The organism is Streptomyces sp. NPDC028298 (assembly GCF_055565895.1).
This window is the reverse complement of record NZ_JBVHTL010000011.1, coordinates 259962-276098: the sequence shown is the minus strand read 5'-3', so window position 1 is coordinate 276098 and position 16137 is coordinate 259962. Positions and strand designations below refer to the sequence as shown.

The following is a 16137-nucleotide window of genomic DNA, read 5'->3' as shown; positions in this document are numbered from 1 at the left end:
CCCCCCCCCCCCCCCCCCCCCCCCCCCCCCCCCCCCCCCCCCCCCCCCCCCCCCCCCCCCCCCCCCCCCCCCCCCCCCCCCCCCCCCCTCCCCCCTCCCCCCCCCCCCCCCCCCCCCCCCCCCCCCCCCCCCCCCCCCCCCCCCCCCCCCCCCCCCCCCCCCCCCCCCCCCCCCCCGCGGCGGTCTCACGCCTTCGGTACGACGACGGTGACCGTCCATTCCTGGAGGCCCTTGCAGGACATGCGCGCCGGATCGCTCGGGCACCTCGGGCGGGACGAGGCCAGCGTGACCGTTCCCTCCGAGACGGCCCGGTAGGCGGCGGACGCGTCACCCTGCTGGAGGACGATCCCGCCGTTGGTGGCCGTCAGGGCGCCGCCCTCGCTCTTGACGGGCTTCCAGGGCCGGCTGGTGGTGCCGTCCAGCAGGACCCGGATCGTGTCGCCGGGGGCCAGACAGTACGTATGGCCCGTGTCGGCGGCGCCGAGCTGTGCCTTGGCCTCGGCGCAGTCCGGACCCGAAGGGGTCGGTGACGGCGAGACGGGCCCGTCGGACGGGGACGGGGACGGGGACACGGTGCCGCCGGTCGGGGACGGCGCGACGGTGCCGTCGGCGCCCGTGCCGCCGGTGCCCTGGGTGCCGCAGCCCGCCAGCAGCAGGGCCAGGGCGGCGAGGGCGATGGTCCGGGTGTGAGTCGTTCGACGCATGGGGTGGCCTCCTCGGGGGTTGGACGTGCCACCGGTGGATCAGGATCCCTCCCCGGGCACGACAGGGCCCCGGCCGCCTCGGCGACCGGGGCCCCGGCATGGCTCAGCCGGTCGTGACCGCGGTGTCGTCCACGACGAAGCTGGTCTGGAGCGAGGAGTCCTCGACGCCGCTGAACTTCAGCGTGACGGTCGAACCGGCGAAGGAGGACAGGTCGAAGCTCTTCTGGGTGTACCCGGAAGCCTTGTTCAGGTTGGAGTAGGTCGCCAGCGTGGTGGAGCCCGCGGTGACGGTGAGCTTGTCGTAGGCCGTGCTCGTGCTGGTCTCGGCCGTGTCGACGTGCAGGTAGAAGGTGAACGTGGCCTTGCAGCCGGAGGGGACGGTCACCGACTGGGACAGCGTGTCGGTGTGGGTCGAGCCGTATCCGTCGAGCCAGGCGTCGTACGAGCCGGCGTGCGTGGCCTCGCCGGTGTCGTTGGTGATGACCCCGCTGGTCTCGCTCCACACGGTGGCGCCCGACTCGAAGCCCTGGTTGCCGAGGAGCTGCGCCGAGGTGCACGTGCCGCCGCCCGAGGTGCTGACGGTCCAGGTGAAGGAGGCCGAACCGGAGGCGCCGGTGCTGTCCTTCGCCGTGACGGTGACCGCGTAGGTGCCCGCGGTGCTCGCGGTGCCGGAGATCAGACCGGTCGAGCTGATCGACAGGCCGGTCGGCAGCCCGGTCGCGCTGTAGGTGAGGGTCGCGCCCGCGCTGTCACTGGCCGAGATCTGCAGGCTCGCCGCGCTGCCCGTGGCCGTGGACTGGCTGCCCGGGTTGGTGACGGTCACGGTGTTGCCGGTGCTGGTGCCCGAGGTGAAGGCGGCGGTGCCGTTGGGGGTGCCCCAGCCGGTCGGGCCGTCGTAGCCGGTGCCCGCGGTGCAGAAGTACGAGGTGGAGCAGGAGCCGTTGTTGCCGCTGGTCACGTCGTACAGGTTCGAGGTGTGGGAGTAGGGGTACTTCGCCGGGTAGTCGGCGGAGCCGGGGGTGCCGGCCAGTGCGTACACGCCCGCGATGATGGGCGCGGAGGCGCTGGTGCCGCCGTAGACCGCCCAGCCGGAGCCGCCGTAGGTGTCGTAGACCGCCACGCCCGTGGCCGGGTCGGCGACGGCGGAGACGTCGGACTCCATGCGCTTGGTGCAGCCGGTGTCGGTCTGCCAGGACGGCTTGGCGTCGTAGGCGGAGCAGCCGGAGCCGGTGCCCTCGGTGCTGCTGGTCTTCCACACCGACTCGGTCCAGCCGCGGCTGTTGGAGGAGGTGCTCAGCGCGGTGCCGCCGACGGCGGTCACGTACTGGGAGGTCGCCGGGTACTCGGCGCCGTAGGCCTCGTCGCCGGAGGAGACGGTGATCGCGACGCCCGGGTGCTTGAAGTACGAGGTGTCCTCGCCCGTCTGCGAGGAGGACTCGGAGCCGCCCCAGCTGTTGGAGACGAACTTCGCGCCGAGCGCGACCGCCTCGTTCTCCGCGGCGCCGAGGTCGGAGTCGTTCGCGGAGTTCGCCTCGACGAGGATGATGCTGCAGTTCGGGCAGACGGCGCTGACCATGTCGATGTCGAGCGCCTCCTCACCCGCCCAGCCGGTGTCGTTCGTGGGCAGTGAGGTCGTCGAACCGGTCTGGCCGACCTGCTTGAAGCAGCCGTTGGCCTTGGTGCAGGCGGACAGGCCGAACTGGGAGCGGTAGGTGGCCAGGTCGGCGGCCGCGTTGGGGTCGTTGTACGCGTCGACCACGGCGACCGTCATGCCGGAGCCGCCCGTCGAGGGCAGGTTGTAGGCGCTGTGCAGGTTGGCCGGGCTGAGGCCGGACACCGCGGCGGCGGCGTCGGGGGAGACCTGGGCCGCGAGCTTCTGGGCTATGTCGGTGCGCCGCTGGGCGAAGCACGACATCCGGCCGGGCCGTGACGCCTCGGCGCACAGGTGCTCGGTCGCGACCTTCTGACCGGCCCTGCCGGTCGCGTGGACCGTCTGCCGGGAGGGGTCGGTGAGGGCCCGGGCGTTCTGGGTGGTGCGCGACACGTGGGGGGCCGGTGCGGGCCGGGCGTCGGCGGGAGGGGCCGCGGCGAACCCGGCGACGCCGAGGGCCAGGGCGGGGAGGGCGGCGGTGAGCAGTCTTCGCAGGCTCCGGGCGGGTCTGCCGGAGGGGGTGGGGCGCTGGGAACGCATGGGGGTGTCGCCTCCATCGGTTCGAGGCCGGTGCCGCTCGGGCCCGGGTGGGGCCGTTCGTGGCGCCATGGCCGGAAGTGGGGTTCTCGGCGCTCTGAAACGGCAGCCCGTGACGCGCGTAGCACGAGCAGGGAGAGGTGCGTCATGGGCATGCCAAATCAGTCGTCCCGGTGTGCCGCGGTGCGTGGCGTGACGGGACGGCCAGAACGTAACCGGGCGGAGAGACGCGCGAACAGCCGTGCCGGAAGAACTTTGCCGCTCCATGGACGGGGATTGGCACGGCGATTGGAGGTGCGGGGGCAGTACGTGACGAAAGCCGGGCCGCAACAGGCGGCCCGGCTCTCATCAGTGACGAACGGTCAGAACTCCCCCGAAGGCCAGAACTCCCCCGAAGACCAGAACTCCCCCGAAGGCCAGAACTCCTCGAAGGTCAGAACGTCCCGACGATCAGAGCTCCCCGGCGATCAGAAGTCCTCGTCGAAGTCGACGCTGCCCTCCACCGCGACCTGGTACGCGGACGGCCGGCGCTCGAAGAAGTTGGTCAGCTCCTGGACACCCTGGAGCTCCATGAAGGAGAACGGGTTCTCGGAGCCGTACACCGGCGCGAAGCCCAGCCGCTGGAGGCGCTGGTCCGCCACGCACTCCAGGTACTGCCGCATCGACTCGGTGTTCATGCCCGGCAGGCCCTCGCCGCACAGGTCACGGCCGAACTGCAGCTCCGCCTCGACGGCCTCGCGCAGCATGTCCGTCACCTGCTCCTGGAGCAGGTCGTCGAAGAGGTCCGGCTCCTCCTTGCGGACGGTGTCGACCACCTCGAAGGCGAAGCTCATGTGCATCGTCTCGTCGCGGAACACCCAGTTGGTGCCGGTCGCCAGGCCGTGCAGCAGACCCCGGCTGCGGAACCAGTACACGTACGCGAAGGCCCCGTAGAAGAAGAGCCCCTCGATGCACGCGGCGAAGCAGATCAGGTTCAGCAGGAAGCGCCGGCGGTCCGCCTTGGTCTCCAGCCGCTCCAGCTTCTCCACCGAGTCCATCCACTTGAAGCAGAACTGCGCCTTCTCGCGGATGGAGGGGATGTTCTCGACCGCGTCGAAGGCCGCCGAGCGGTCCTCGGGGTCGGGCAGGTAGGTGTCGAGCAGCGTCAGATAGAACTGGACGTGCACGGCCTCCTCGAAGAGCTGACGGCTCAGGTACAGCCGCGCCTCGGGGGAGTTGATGTGCTTGTACAGCGTCAGCACCAGGTTGTTCGCCACGATCGAGTCGCCCGTCGCGAAGAACGCGACCAGCCGGCCGATCATGTGCTGCTCACCCGGCGTCAGCTTCGCGAGGTCGGCGACGTCCGAGTGGAGGTCGACCTCCTCGACGGTCCAGGTGTTCTTGATCGCGTCCCGGTAGCGCTCGTAGAAGTCCGGGTAGCGCATGGGACGCAGGGTGAGTTCGAAGCCCGGGTCGAGCAGGTTCTTCTCGGTTGAGCTCATTACTGGCAGGCCTCGCAGGACTCGGGGTTCTCAAGGGAGCAGGCGACGGCGTCGGGGTCGGCCGCCTGCTGGACGGGGATCGTGGTCTCGGGCCGCGCCTGGGCCTGGGCCGCGCGGGCGATGCGCGTCGCGGGCCGGGACCGCAGGTAGTACGTCGTCTTCAGGCCCGACTTCCAGGCGTAGGAGTACATCGAGGAGAGCTTGCCGATGGTCGGCGTCTCCAGGAACAGGTTCAGCGACTGGGCCTGGTCCAGGAACGGGGTCCGGGCCGCCGCCATGTCGATCAGGCCGCGCTGCGGGATCTCCCACGCCGTGCGGTACAGGTCGCGGACGTCCTGCGGGACCCAGGTGAAGCCCTGCACCGAGCCGCTGGACTCGCGCAGCGCCTCACGGGTCTGCGCGTCCCACACGCCGAGCTTCTTCAGCTCGTCCACCAGATAGGAGTTGACCTGGAGGAACTCGCCGGAGAGCGTCTCGCGCTTGAACAGGTTCGACACCTGCGGCTCGATGCACTCGTACACGCCCGCGATCGAGGCGATGGTGGCGGTCGGAGCGATGGCGAGCAGCAGCGAGTTGCGCATGCCGACCTCCGCGATCCGCTGCCGCAGGGCCGCCCAGCGCTCCGGCCAGTTCAGCTCGACGTCGAAGTGGTCCGGGTGCAGCACGCCGCGGGCGGTACGGGTCTTCTCCCAGGCCGGGAGCGGTCCGTTGCGCTCGGCGAGGTCCGCGGAGGCCTCGTACGAGGCGAGCATGATCCGCTCGGCGATCCGGGTGGACAGCGCGCGGGCCTCGGGCGAGTCGAACGGGATCCGCAGCTTGAAGAAGACGTCCTGCAGGCCCATCGCGCCGAGACCGACCGGACGCCACTTGGCGTTGGAGCGGCCCGCCTGCTCGGTGGGGTAGAAGTTGATGTCCACCACGCGGTCGAGGAAGGTCACCGCGGTGCGCACGGTCTCGTCGAGCCGCTCCCAGTCGATGTCCCCGCCGGTCACGAACGCGCCGAGGTTGACCGAGCCCAGGTTGCAGACCGCCGTCTCCCCGTCGTCCGTGACCTCCAGGATCTCGGTGCACAGGTTCGAGGAGTGGACCGTGTGGCCCGGCTCCGCCGTCTGGTTGGCGGTCCGGTTGGCGGCGTCCTTGAAGGTCATCCAGCCGTTGCCGGTCTGCGCGAGGGTGCGCATCATGCGGCCGTAGAGGTCGCGGGCCGGGATGGTCTTCCGGGCGAGCCCGGCCTCCTCGGCCTTGCGGTAGGCCGCGTCGAACTCGTCGCCCCACAGGTCGACCAGTTCCGGCACGTCGGCGGGGGAGAACAGCGACCAGACGCCGTCCTCGTTCACCCGGCGCATGAACTCGTCCGGGATCCAGTGCGCGAGGTTCAGGTTGTGCGTACGCCGGGCGTCCTCACCGGTGTTGTCGCGCAGCTCCAGGAACTCCTCGATGTCGGAGTGCCAGGTCTCCAGGTAGACCGCCGCCGCGCCCTTGCGCCGGCCGCCCTGGTTCACCGCGGCGACCGAGGCGTCGAGCGTCTTCAGGAACGGGACGATGCCGTTGGAGTGCCCGTTGGTGCCGCGGATCAGCGAACCGCGGCTGCGGATGCGGGAGTAGGACAGTCCGATGCCGCCCGCGTGCTTCGACAGCCGCGCCACCTGGTGGTAGCGGTCGTAGATGGAGTCCAGCTCGTCCAGCGGCGAGTCGAGGAGGTAGCAGGACGACATCTGGGGGTGCCGCGTACCGGAGTTGAAGAGCGTGGGGGAGGAGGGGAGGTAGTCGAGGCGGCTCATGAGCCGGTAGAGCGCGGCGACCTCCTCCACGGAGCGGACGGTGTCGTCCTCCGCGAGACCGGAGGCCACCCGCAGCATGAAGTGCTGGGGCCTCTCGACGACCTTGCGGGTGATCGGGTGCCGGAGCAGATAGCGGCTGTGCAGCGTGCGCAGCCCGAAGTAGCCGAACCGGTCGTCGCCCTCGGCGTCGATCAGCGCGTCGAGGCGGTCCGTGTGCAGCCGCACGAACGCGGCCGTACGGTCGGCGATCAGGCCCTCGTGGTGGCCGACGGCGACCGACTCGGAGAAGGTGGTGACGCCCTGGGAGGCGGCCTCGGCGGCGATGGTGATCGCGAGCAGCCGGGCGGCCAGCCGGGAGTAGGCGGGGTCCTCGGAGATGAGACCCGCGGCCGCCTCGGTGGCCAGTTCGCGCAGCTCGGCCTCGTCGGCGCGGGCGGACCGGCCGCGCAGCGCCGCCGCGGCGACCCGGCCGGGGTCGGCGTCGGGGAGGTCGGCGGTCAGATCCGTCAGGGTCCGCAGCAGCGCGGTCCCGGGACCGTCGGTCTCCACCGGGGCCTGCTGCGCGGTCACTGAAGCCGGATCGGCTGGCGCGATGGTCACGTGGGGCTCTCCTCGCTCGGCACGGGGCCTTACGGGGGGCACGGGGCACACGGGAGCGCTTTCGGGCAGCAGCGCTCCGCGTCCACCGGCCCATTCCGCGAGGCCCGGACGTCGTCGGCACCCGGGCCGGTCGGCCGGGGCGCGCTGTCGGCAGGTCCTCGGACTGACGCGAGTACGGGCACACGCAGACGCGAACACGCACAAGTACACCGTTGCGGGACAGTTCCGGATTCGCACCGGATTCCCCTGCGGCGACAGCGACCATGAGCATACATCTTGTGCCGGGCTTCGGGACTACCCCCACATGTTGTGTCCGCTCGATGTCCGAGAGCGCTACGGAGCGTGCTGGAGCGTCAACTCGTAAGTGAGCAGCCGGATGTCGTCGAGCTCCGGGAAGGGGTTCCAGTCGCGCTCCGGAGTGCGGGTGAAGCCGATGCGCTCGTAGAGCCGGTGGGCGCTGTGCATCGTGCGCTGGGTGGACAGCACGAGGCGCGCGCAGCCCTCCAGGGCCCGTGCCCGCGCCACGCAGGCGCGCACGAGGGCCTCGCCCGCGCCCCGGCCGCGCGCCTCCCGCGCGACCGCCAGCATCCGGATCTCGGCCTCCCCCTCGTGCGCCGAGTCGGCCATGGGGCTGCCGTCCGCCGCGAACGTCACACTGCCGAGCACCCGGTCCCCCTCGGCGGCCACCAGCACCTCGGCGACGGCCGCGCGCCCCGCGACGTCCCGCAGCCTCGTGAGGTACGCGTCGCTCTCCCCGAAGTCGAGCAGCCCGTCCCCGAGATAGGCCCGGGCCGCGATCTCACCGATGACGGGGTACTCCTCGGGCCGCGCCGGGCGGATGACGATGTCCATGCGGGCGAGTGTGCCCGACCGGCACGGCGACGGGCCGCCGGTTTTTCACCGGCGGCCCGTCGTTCACGACTCTCCCGGCACCGGCCGGTGGGCCGGTGCCGTCCCCGAGCTCGCCTAGTGGCTCGCGTCCGCCGTGGCCGGCGGGAGTTCCGTCTCGACGCCCGGATCGCCGGAGTCGGCCGTGTAGTCCCCGGGCGAGGTCTCGTCCACGCCCTCCGGGGCCTTGAGCGCCCTGAGGACGAAGGTCAGGACGACGGCCACGGCCACGTTCAGGACGAACGCCGTCAGACCGATGTAGCCGATCTCCCCGATGCCGGGGATCTCCTTCGAGCTGCCGCCGAAGTGTTTCTGCGTCGGGGAGGCCACGCCGTAGGCGGCGATCGTGCCGTAGAGCATCCCGACCGCCCAGCCGCCCAGCAGCGCCCAGCGGTGGAACCAGCGGGTGAACAGACCGCCGACCAGCGACGGGAAGGTCTGCAGGATCCAGATGCCGCCCAGCAACTGGAAGTTGATCGCGACGGTCTTGTCCATGGTCAGGACGAAGACCAGCGCGCCCACCTTCACCAGCAGCGAGACCAGCTTGGAGACCCGGGTCTCCTGGCGCGGGGTCGCGGCCGGGTTGATGAAGTCCTTGTAGATGTTGCGGGTGAAGAGATTCGCGGCAGCGATCGACATGATGGCCGCCGGGACGAGCGCGCCGATGCCGATGGCGGCGAAGGCGACGCCCGCGAACCAGTCGGGGAACATGTTCTCGAAGAGCTGGGGGATGGCGAGCTGGCCGTTGGTGACCTTCACGCCCGCCGCGATCGCCATGAACCCGAGCAGGGCGAGCAGGCCCAGCATCAGCGAGTACAGCGGCAGGATCGTGGTGTTGCGGCGGATCACCTCCCGGCTGCGGCCGGACAGCGTCGCGGTGACCGAGTGCGGATACATGAACAGGGCCAGCGCCGAGCCGAGCGCGAGGGTGGCGTACGTCCACTGGCCCGCCTCGGCGGGGACGACCCCGCCGGCGCCCGCGGCCGTGTACTTGGCGCCCGCCGCCTTGAAGATCTCGTCGAAGCCGCCCAGCTTGATCGGGATGTAGATGATCGCCACCGCGATCACGATGTAGATCAGGGTGTCCTTCACGAACGCGATCAGCGCGGGGGCCCGCAGCCCCGAGGAGTAGGTGTACGCGGCCAGCACGCCGAAGGCGATGAGCAGCGGCAGGTCCTTGACGAACCAGTTGGTGCTGTCGCCGCCGCCCACGCCCATCACGTCCAGGACGGCCTGGATGCCGACCAGTTGGAGCGCGATGTACGGCATGGTGGCGAGGATGCCGGTGACGGCCACGGCGAGGGACAGGCCCTTGGAGCCGAAGCGGCCGCGCACGAAGTCCGAGGTCGTCACATAGCCGTGGCGGTGGGAGACCGACCACAGGCGGGGCAGGAAGGTGAAGATCAGCGGATAGACCAGGATCGTGTACGGCACCGCGAAGAATCCGGCCGCGCCCGCCGCGTAGACCGCCGCCGGCACCGCGACGAAGGTGTACGCCGTGTAGAGGTCGCCGCCGAGCAGGAACCAGGTCACCCAGGTGCCGAAGGACCGTCCGCCCAGGCCCCATTCGTCGAGGGTGTGCTCGTCGGCGGCCCTGCGCCAGCGCGCCGCCAGGAAGCCCATGACCGTGACGGCCAGGAAGAAGAAGATGAAGACGCCGAGAGCGACGCCGTTCACACCGTCGTTCATGCTTCCACCCCCTCCTTCACGGAGGTGCGGGCCCGCTGGTCACGCTTCCACAACTGGTAGGCGATCACCGTCAGCAGGGTGGAGAGGGGTACCCACAGCAGTTGGTACCAGTAGAAGAACGGGACACCGATGAACGCCGGGTCGGTCTTCGTGTAGGAGCCGACCCACAGCATCGCCACGAAGGGCGCGAGCAGACAGAGGGCGATCACCACTCGTACCGGTGTCACCACGGGTGGTTTCACTTCGGGCAGGTCTGACATCGGGCGACTCCGTCCCCTCATCGATCACCTGGGTAACGCGCAGGCAATCTAGGGGACGGTCCGGCTTTAGGGAACACCGCAGCACGGACGGCGTGTGGAGGGTTCGTGTCGGGCACGGGGGTGTGTCCCGTGCCCGTGGACGGCTCCCGGTCGCTCAGTCCTGCGGGCGCTTGAGGCGGGCGACGAACTTGTACCGGTCGCCCCGGTACACCGAGCGCACCCATTCCACCGGCTCGCCCTGCCGGTCGAGCGAGTGGCGGGAGAGCATCAGCATGGGCAGGCCCACGTCGGTGCCGAGCAGTCCGGCCTCGCGCGGGGTGGCCAGCGAGGTCTCGATGGTCTCCTCGGCCTCGGCGAGGTGGACGTCGTACACCTCGGCCAGGGCGGTGTAGAGAGAGGTGTACTTGACCAGCGACCTGCGCAGGGCGGGGAAACGCTTGGCGGAGAGGTGGGTCGTCTCGATGGCCATGGGCTCGCCGCTGGCGAGGCGCAGCCGCTCGATGCGCAGTACCCGGCCGCCGGCGGTGATGTCGAGCAGGCCGGCCAGGGCGTCGTCCGCCGTGATGTAGCCGATGTCCAGGAGCTGGGAGGTCGGTTCGAGTCCCTGGGCGCGCATGTCCTCGGTGTACGAGGTCAGTTGGAGCGCCTGGGAGACCTTCGGCTTGGCGACGAAGGTGCCCTTGCCCTGGATGCGTTCGAGGCGCCCTTCGACGACCAGCTCCTGAAGGGCCTGCCGCACCGTGGTGCGCGAGGTGTCGAACTCGGCGGCGAGGGTGCGCTCCGGCGGTACCGGCGTACCGGGCGGCAGCGTCTCCGTCATGTCGAGCAGGTGCTTCTTGAGGCGGTAGTACTTGGGCACGCGCGCGGTACGGATGGGCGCCCCACCCTCGTTCTCCGCACTGCTGACGTCGGTGCTCATGCTCTGCCTTCCCGGCTCCGGATGCCGAAGCGACCGCCATGTCGTCGGCCACGGCTCACATCGTGGCACGGCTCGTCGTGCGGGTGTTCCCCGCACGCTCCGTGATCCCCTCTATATACCGTCGGCGTACCTGTTGGTCTAGTCCATCGCGAGGGGACGGTGCCGTCGAACTCGGTGCGGACCGGCTGGAAGTGGTTCCTTCGCAGGCCGCGAACGGGTCCGTAATTTGTGCCGCTTGGCTACTTAAAGGTCCTTGCATATGTAGGTCCCATAACGGCCGACTGGACGGGCTTACACACCCTTGACACCCCCCTAGGTCTAGGCCAAGCTCCCGGTACTGGTCTACACCATTGGTCCAGTCCCGGCCCCACGGGCGGTACACGGCGTATGTCACCGCGGGGAGCAGGGGGGTTTGTGGCATCCCTGAGGAGGGTGGCGTGAAGCGCAAGCTGATAGCCGCGATCGGTATCGCGGGCATGATGTTCTCCGTCGCGGCGTGCGGCAACGACGACAAGTCCGGGGGGTCGGACAAGGGCGCGGACGCCAAGGAGCTGACGGTCTGGCTCACGGTCGACGCGCAGAACAACTGGCCCGAGCTGGTCAAGCAGGCCGACACGGCGATCGAGGCGAAGCACCCCGGCATCAAGATCAAGCACGAGTACTACGGCTGGCCGGACAAGAACACCAAGCTCGACGCGGTCCTCGCCACCGACAAGGCGCCGGACGTGGTCGAGATGGGCAACACCGAGATGCTCGGCTACATGGTCAAGGGCGCCTTCGCTCCCCTCGACGCCTCGAAGTTCGACAACTCGGCCGCCTGGCTGGACGGGCTCAAGGAGTCCGTGACCTACGACGGCAAGACCTACGGCGTGCCGTACTACGCCGGTGGCCGCGTCGGCAACTGGCGCAAGGACGTCGCCGCCTCGGCCGGCGTGAAGTCCACGCCCAAGACGTACGCGGAGCTCACTTCCGACCTGGACAAGATCCAGAAGAAGCAGGGCGCCAAGTTCAGCGCCTGGTACCAGCCCACCCGTGACTGGTACGCGGCCATGTCCTTCGTCTACGACGCCGGCGGCTCCATCGCGAAGGAGGAGGGCGGCCAGTGGAAGGCCAACCTCTCCTCGCCCGAGTCGGTCAAGGGACTCAACGAGTTCAAGACCATCGTCGACAAGTACATGCACGGCGACAAGACCAAGGACGAGTCCGACCGTTACATCGTCTACGGCCAGGGCAAGTCGGGCATGATCTTCGGCGCCGCCTGGGAGGGCGCGACCGCCGAGGACCCGAAGAGCGACAAGACCGGCAAGCTCAAGGGCAACCTCGAGAACTTCGTGATGCCCGGCCCGTCCGGCAAGAACCTCCCGGTCTTCCTGGGCGGCTCCGACCTCGCCGTCCCGGTGAAGTCGAAGGCGCAGACGGTCGCCGCCGAGTGGATCAACGCGTTCACCGGCGCCAAGGGCCAGAAGGTCCTGATGGGCAAGGGCAACCTGCCCAACAACAAGACCGACCTGGTCAGCCTGCAGAGCGACCCGAAGACGGCCGTCCCGGCCACCGCCGCCGAGTCGAGCTGGTTCGTCCCGATGGCGCCGGGCTGGGGTCAGGTCGAGAAGGCCCAGGTCCTGCAGACCATGCTGCAGAACATCGGCACCGGCAAGAAGTCCGTCGCGGACGCCGCGAAGGAAGCGGACGCCGCGATCGACAAGGTCATCAACACCAAGTGACCTGAGAGCAGGGCCCCGTCGGTCCTCCTTCACGGAGGGGCGGGGCCCTGCCTCCCGTACGGCCCGGCCCCGGGGCTCGCCCCGGACGCCCGGCCGTACGGGCCTTCGCTTTCGCCTTCGCTTTCGTACGACCTGAGGGACCGCTGAGGAGCGCGCGATGAGTGCCGCAGACACGACCACCCCCGCCAAGGTGCCGCCGCCGCGGCAGGCACCACCACCGGCCGCCGTGACGGCGCCACGCGCCCGGCGGACCCGGGGTGCGGCGGCGGCCCCCTGGGCCCTGCTCGCCCCGTGCCTGCTGATCCTCGCGGTCGTCCTCGGCTATCCGCTGGTGCGCCTGGTCACGCTCTCCTTCCAGAAGTTCGGGCAGTCCCAGCTCTGGGGCTTCCAGCCGGCCGAGTCGGTCGGCCTCGACAACTTCACGAAGGTGCTCTCGGACGACGAGTTCTGGCAGGTGGTCGTCCGCACCGTCGTCTTCGCCGGCGGGGCCGTCGTCTTCACGATGGTCATCGGCATGCTGATCGCGCTGCTCCTGCAGCGCGTCTCCGGCTGGGTGAAGACACTGGTCAACATCGCGCTGGTGGCGAGCTGGGGCATGCCCATCATCGTGGCCACCACGGTCTTCAAGTGGCTCTTCGACTCCGACTACGGCGTCTTCAACGCGCTGCTCAGCAAGCTGCCCGGCGTCGACATGGTCGGCCACAACTGGTTCGCCAGCGGATGGCAGGGCCTGGGCGTGATCATGCTCCTGGTCGTCTGGGGCGCGGTGCCCTTCGTGGTCATCACGCTCAGCGCGGGACTCACCCAGGTCCCCGCCGAGCTGGAGGAGGCCGCACAACTCGACGGCGCGGGCTCCTGGGGCGTCTTCCGCCATGTCACGCTGCCGATCCTCAAGCCGATCATCGTCATGCTGACGACCCTCTCCGTCATCTGGGACATGGGCGTCTTCCCGCAGGTCTTCGTCATGCGGGGCGGTCACCCGGAGGCGGAGTTCCAGCTCCTCACCACGTACTCGTACGACCGCGCCTTCGTGGTCAACGACTACGCGCAGGGGTCGGCGATCGCCGTGCTGACCGTGCTGCTGCTCCTCGGCGTGGTCGCCGTGTACATGCGTCAGATGCTGCAGATCGGAGAGGTCGAATGAGTGCCGTCGCCACGTCCGGGCGTACGTCCGCCACGGGGCGGAAGTCCTCCGGTCCCCGCAAGTCCAAGCTCGGCTGGAACCTGCTCGGCCTGTTCGTCTTCCTCACCGCGGGCTTCCCCGTCTACTGGATGCTCAACACGGCGATCAAGCCGGCCAAGGACGCGATCGACCCCGATCCGAGCCTGTTCCCCACCGGGTTCACGCTCGACAACTTCCGCCGCGCGCTGGACATCGCCGACTTCTGGGGCCCGGTGGGCCGCAGCCTGATCGTCTCCCTCGCGGTGGTCGTGATCGGCATCGCGGTCGGGATGCTGGCCGCGCTCGCCATCTCCCGCTTCGCCTTCCGCGGCCGCAAGGTCGTGATCGTGGGCATCCTCGCGGTGCAGATGATCCCGCTCGTCGCCATGATCATCCCGGTCTTCCTGCTGCTGAACGACCTGGATCAGTACGACAAGCTCTCCGGTCTGATCATCACCTACCTGACCTTCATCCTTCCCTTCACGGTGTGGACGCTGCGCGGCTTCATCGTCAACATCCCGAAGGAGCTGGAGGAGGCGGCGATGGTCGACGGCTGCAGCCGCACGAGCGCCTTCATCCGCGTGGTCTTCCCGCTGCTGGCCCCCGGCATGGTCGCGACGTCCGTCTACGCCTTCATCCAGGCCTGGAACGAATACCTCTACGCCCTCATGCTGCTGAGCCAGCAGAACCAGACGGCCACCGTCTGGCTCGGCAACTTCACCACCAAGCACGGCACCGAGTACGCCCCGATGATGGCCGGAGCCACCATGATGGCCGTGCCGATCGTCGTCCTGTTCCTGCTCGTCCAGCGCAAGATGGCCGCGGGTCTGACCGCGGGCGCCGTGAAGGGATAACGCCCCCGATGACGACATTCGCCAGCGGTACAGACACCCTGACGCGCGACGCCCTCACCGTGCTCCAGCCCGGGTTCACCGGGACCACGGCTCCGGACTGGCTGCTCCGCCGCCTCGGTGAAGGTCTCGCCTCCGTCGGCCTGTTCGGCCGCAACATCGCCTCGCCGGAACAACTGGCCGCCCTGACGGCCCAGTTGCGTACCGAACGCGACGACGTCCTGGTCGCCATCGACGAGGAGGGCGGTGACGTCACCCGGCTGGAGGTGCGCACCGGCTCGTCCTTCCCCGGCAACCACGCGCTCGGCGCCGTCGACGACGTGGCCCTCACCGAGGAGGTCGCCCGCGAACTCGGCCGCCGACTGGCCGCGTGCGGGGTGAACCTCAACTGGGCCCCGTCCGCGGACGTGAATTCCAACCCGGCCAACCCGGTCATCGGCGTACGGTCCTTCGGCGCCGACACCGGCCTGGTGGCCCGGCACACGGCCGCCTACGTCACCGGCCTCCAGGCCGCCGGCGTCGCCGCCTGCACCAAGCACTTCCCGGGCCACGGCGACACCGCGGTGGACTCCCACCACGCCCTGCCGCGCATCGACGCGGACCTGTCGGTCCTCCACGCCCGCGAGCTCGTCCCCTTCCGGGCCGCCATCGCCGCGGGCAGCAGGGCCGTCATGAGCGCGCACATCCTCGTCCCGGCCCTGGACCCGGAGCGCCCGGCCACCCTCTCCCGCCGCATCCTCACGGGCCTGCTGCGCGAGGAACTCGGCTACGACGGCCTCATCGTCACCGACGGCATGGAGATGCAGGCCATCGCGGCGACGTACGGCATCGAGCGGGGGAGCGTGCTCGCGATCGCGGCCGGAGCGGACGCCATCTGCGTCGGCGGCGGACTCGCGGACGACGACACCGTGCGCCGGCTGCGGGACGCCCTGGTCTCCGCCGTCCGGGCCGGCGAGCTCCCCGAGGAACGCCTCGCGGACGCGGCCGACCGGGTGCGGGCCCTGGCCGAGTGGACGGCCGCGGCCTCCGCGGCCCGGAAGGTCTCCCCGGCCCACCCGGGCCCGGTGGTCCTCGCGTCCACGAATGGCTTGAACGGCTCGAACGGCTCGAACACCCCCGGCGGTACGGGTGGTGCGGGCGGCACTGGTGGCGTGAACGGGACGGGCGGTGCCGGTGTCACCGATGGTGCGCACGGTACAGCCGGTACGGGCGGTACGGGCAGCTCCGACGGCACGGACGCTCCGGACGACGCCGGCGACGGCACAGTGGCGCGAGCGGCCGACGTGGGCCTGGTCGCCGCCCGGCGCGCGCTGACCGTGACCCGCTCCGCCACGTACACGCCGCTCACCGAGGCACCCTTCGTCGCCGCGCTCACCCCGGTCGCGAACATCGCCGTCGGCGACGAGACCCCCTGGGGCGTCGCGGCGGAGCTGGCCCGGCTGCTTCCCGGCACCGAGACCGGCAGCTTCGCCGGCGAGGACGCGGGATCCTCGGCGCTCGCGGCCGCCGCCGGACGGCCCCTGGTCGCGGTGGTCCGGGACGAGCACCGGCACCCCTGGATGGCCGCCGCCCTGGACACGCTGCTCGCCTCCCGCCCCGACACCGTCGTGGTCGAGATGGGCGTGCCCCAGTCGGAGCCCCGCGGCGCCCTGCACATCGCCACCCACGGCGCCGCACGCGTGTGCGGCCAGGCGGCGGCGGAGGTCATCGCGGGCGTCTAGGGCGTCAGGGCGCCCGGGGCGCGTCCGCGACGTCGCGTCGCCCGCCCGGAGGGCGGGCGAGACCTCGCGGACACGCCCGGGGCCTGTCTCCGACGGGCCGCCTCGCGGCCCCACCACGCACCGGTGCCGGGCGCTCCCTCGGGGGGAGTGCCCGGCACCGGTCCGTCGTCGG

12 protein-coding genes and 1 riboswitch are annotated in these 16137 nt (G+C 70.5%); of the genes, 4 read left to right on the top strand and 8 right to left on the bottom strand.

What is annotated here, in order from left to right:
- Positions 1-185 precede the first annotated feature (185 nt).
- The 8 genes from ACZ4TO_RS37585 to ACZ4TO_RS37550 all read right to left on the bottom strand — a co-directional run bounded on the left by ACZ4TO_RS37585 (position 186) and on the right by ACZ4TO_RS37550 (position 10510).
- Positions 186-704, bottom strand: a complete 519-nt coding sequence (locus ACZ4TO_RS37585; RefSeq protein WP_468026536.1) for a hypothetical protein — start codon at positions 702-704, stop codon at positions 186-188.
- Positions 705-807: 103 nt separating this feature from the next.
- Positions 808-2895: a putative Ig domain-containing protein gene (locus ACZ4TO_RS37580; protein ID WP_468026535.1), complete on the bottom strand. Its 2088-nt coding sequence runs from the start codon at positions 2893-2895 to the stop codon at positions 808-810.
- A 464-nt stretch (positions 2896-3359) separates the two neighbouring features.
- Positions 3360-4373 carry a ribonucleotide-diphosphate reductase subunit beta gene (locus ACZ4TO_RS37575; RefSeq protein WP_382787577.1) on the bottom strand — a complete coding sequence of 338 codons (1014 nt, stop codon included), beginning with the start codon at positions 4371-4373 and terminating at the stop codon, positions 3360-3362.
- The gene (locus tag ACZ4TO_RS37570) at positions 4373-6754 is read right to left on the bottom strand and encodes a ribonucleoside-diphosphate reductase subunit alpha (protein ID WP_382787575.1); all 2382 of its coding nucleotides are present in this window, start codon (positions 6752-6754) and stop codon (positions 4373-4375) included. Before ACZ4TO_RS37570 ends, ACZ4TO_RS37575 begins: the two co-directional genes overlap by 1 nt.
- Before the next feature lie 132 nt (positions 6755-6886).
- A riboswitch (cobalamin riboswitch) is annotated at positions 6887-7035 on the bottom strand.
- A 52-nt stretch (positions 7036-7087) separates the two neighbouring features.
- A complete protein-coding gene (locus tag ACZ4TO_RS37565) occupies positions 7088-7606 on the bottom strand; it encodes a GNAT family N-acetyltransferase (protein WP_382787572.1) in 519 nt (172 codons plus the stop codon).
- A gap of 114 nt (positions 7607-7720) precedes the next feature.
- Positions 7721-9331, bottom strand: a complete 1611-nt coding sequence (gene mctP, locus ACZ4TO_RS37560) for a monocarboxylate uptake permease MctP (RefSeq protein ID WP_385043222.1) — start codon at positions 9329-9331, stop codon at positions 7721-7723.
- Positions 9328-9591 (bottom strand): DUF3311 domain-containing protein, encoded by a 264-nt coding sequence (locus ACZ4TO_RS37555; RefSeq protein WP_468026534.1) that lies wholly within the window; start codon positions 9589-9591, stop codon positions 9328-9330. Before ACZ4TO_RS37555 ends, mctP begins: the two co-directional genes overlap by 4 nt.
- Before the next feature lie 154 nt (positions 9592-9745).
- On the bottom strand, positions 9746-10510 hold the full coding sequence (locus tag ACZ4TO_RS37550) for a GntR family transcriptional regulator (protein ID WP_037620853.1): 765 nt from the start codon (positions 10508-10510) through the stop codon (positions 9746-9748).
- A 437-nt stretch (positions 10511-10947) separates the two neighbouring features.
- Here ACZ4TO_RS37550 and ACZ4TO_RS37545 point away from each other — a divergent pair, with 437 nt between their 5' ends.
- The 4 genes from ACZ4TO_RS37545 to ACZ4TO_RS37530 all read left to right on the top strand — a co-directional run bounded on the left by ACZ4TO_RS37545 (position 10948) and on the right by ACZ4TO_RS37530 (position 15965).
- Complete coding sequence (locus ACZ4TO_RS37545; RefSeq protein WP_382787566.1) at positions 10948-12231, top strand: extracellular solute-binding protein; 1284 nt, start codon at positions 10948-10950, stop codon at positions 12229-12231.
- 157 nt (positions 12232-12388) lie between these two features.
- The gene (locus ACZ4TO_RS37540) at positions 12389-13375 is read left to right on the top strand and encodes a carbohydrate ABC transporter permease (RefSeq protein ID WP_468026533.1); all 987 of its coding nucleotides are present in this window, start codon (positions 12389-12391) and stop codon (positions 13373-13375) included.
- Positions 13372-14247, top strand: a complete 876-nt coding sequence (locus ACZ4TO_RS37535; protein WP_382787561.1) for a carbohydrate ABC transporter permease — start codon at positions 13372-13374, stop codon at positions 14245-14247. The genes ACZ4TO_RS37540 and ACZ4TO_RS37535 overlap by 4 nt, the downstream gene beginning before the upstream one ends.
- Positions 14248-14255: 8 nt before the next feature.
- Positions 14256-15965: a glycoside hydrolase family 3 protein gene (locus ACZ4TO_RS37530; RefSeq protein WP_468026532.1), complete on the top strand. Its 1710-nt coding sequence runs from the start codon at positions 14256-14258 to the stop codon at positions 15963-15965.
- The last annotated feature ends 172 nt before the right edge of the window (positions 15966-16137 follow it).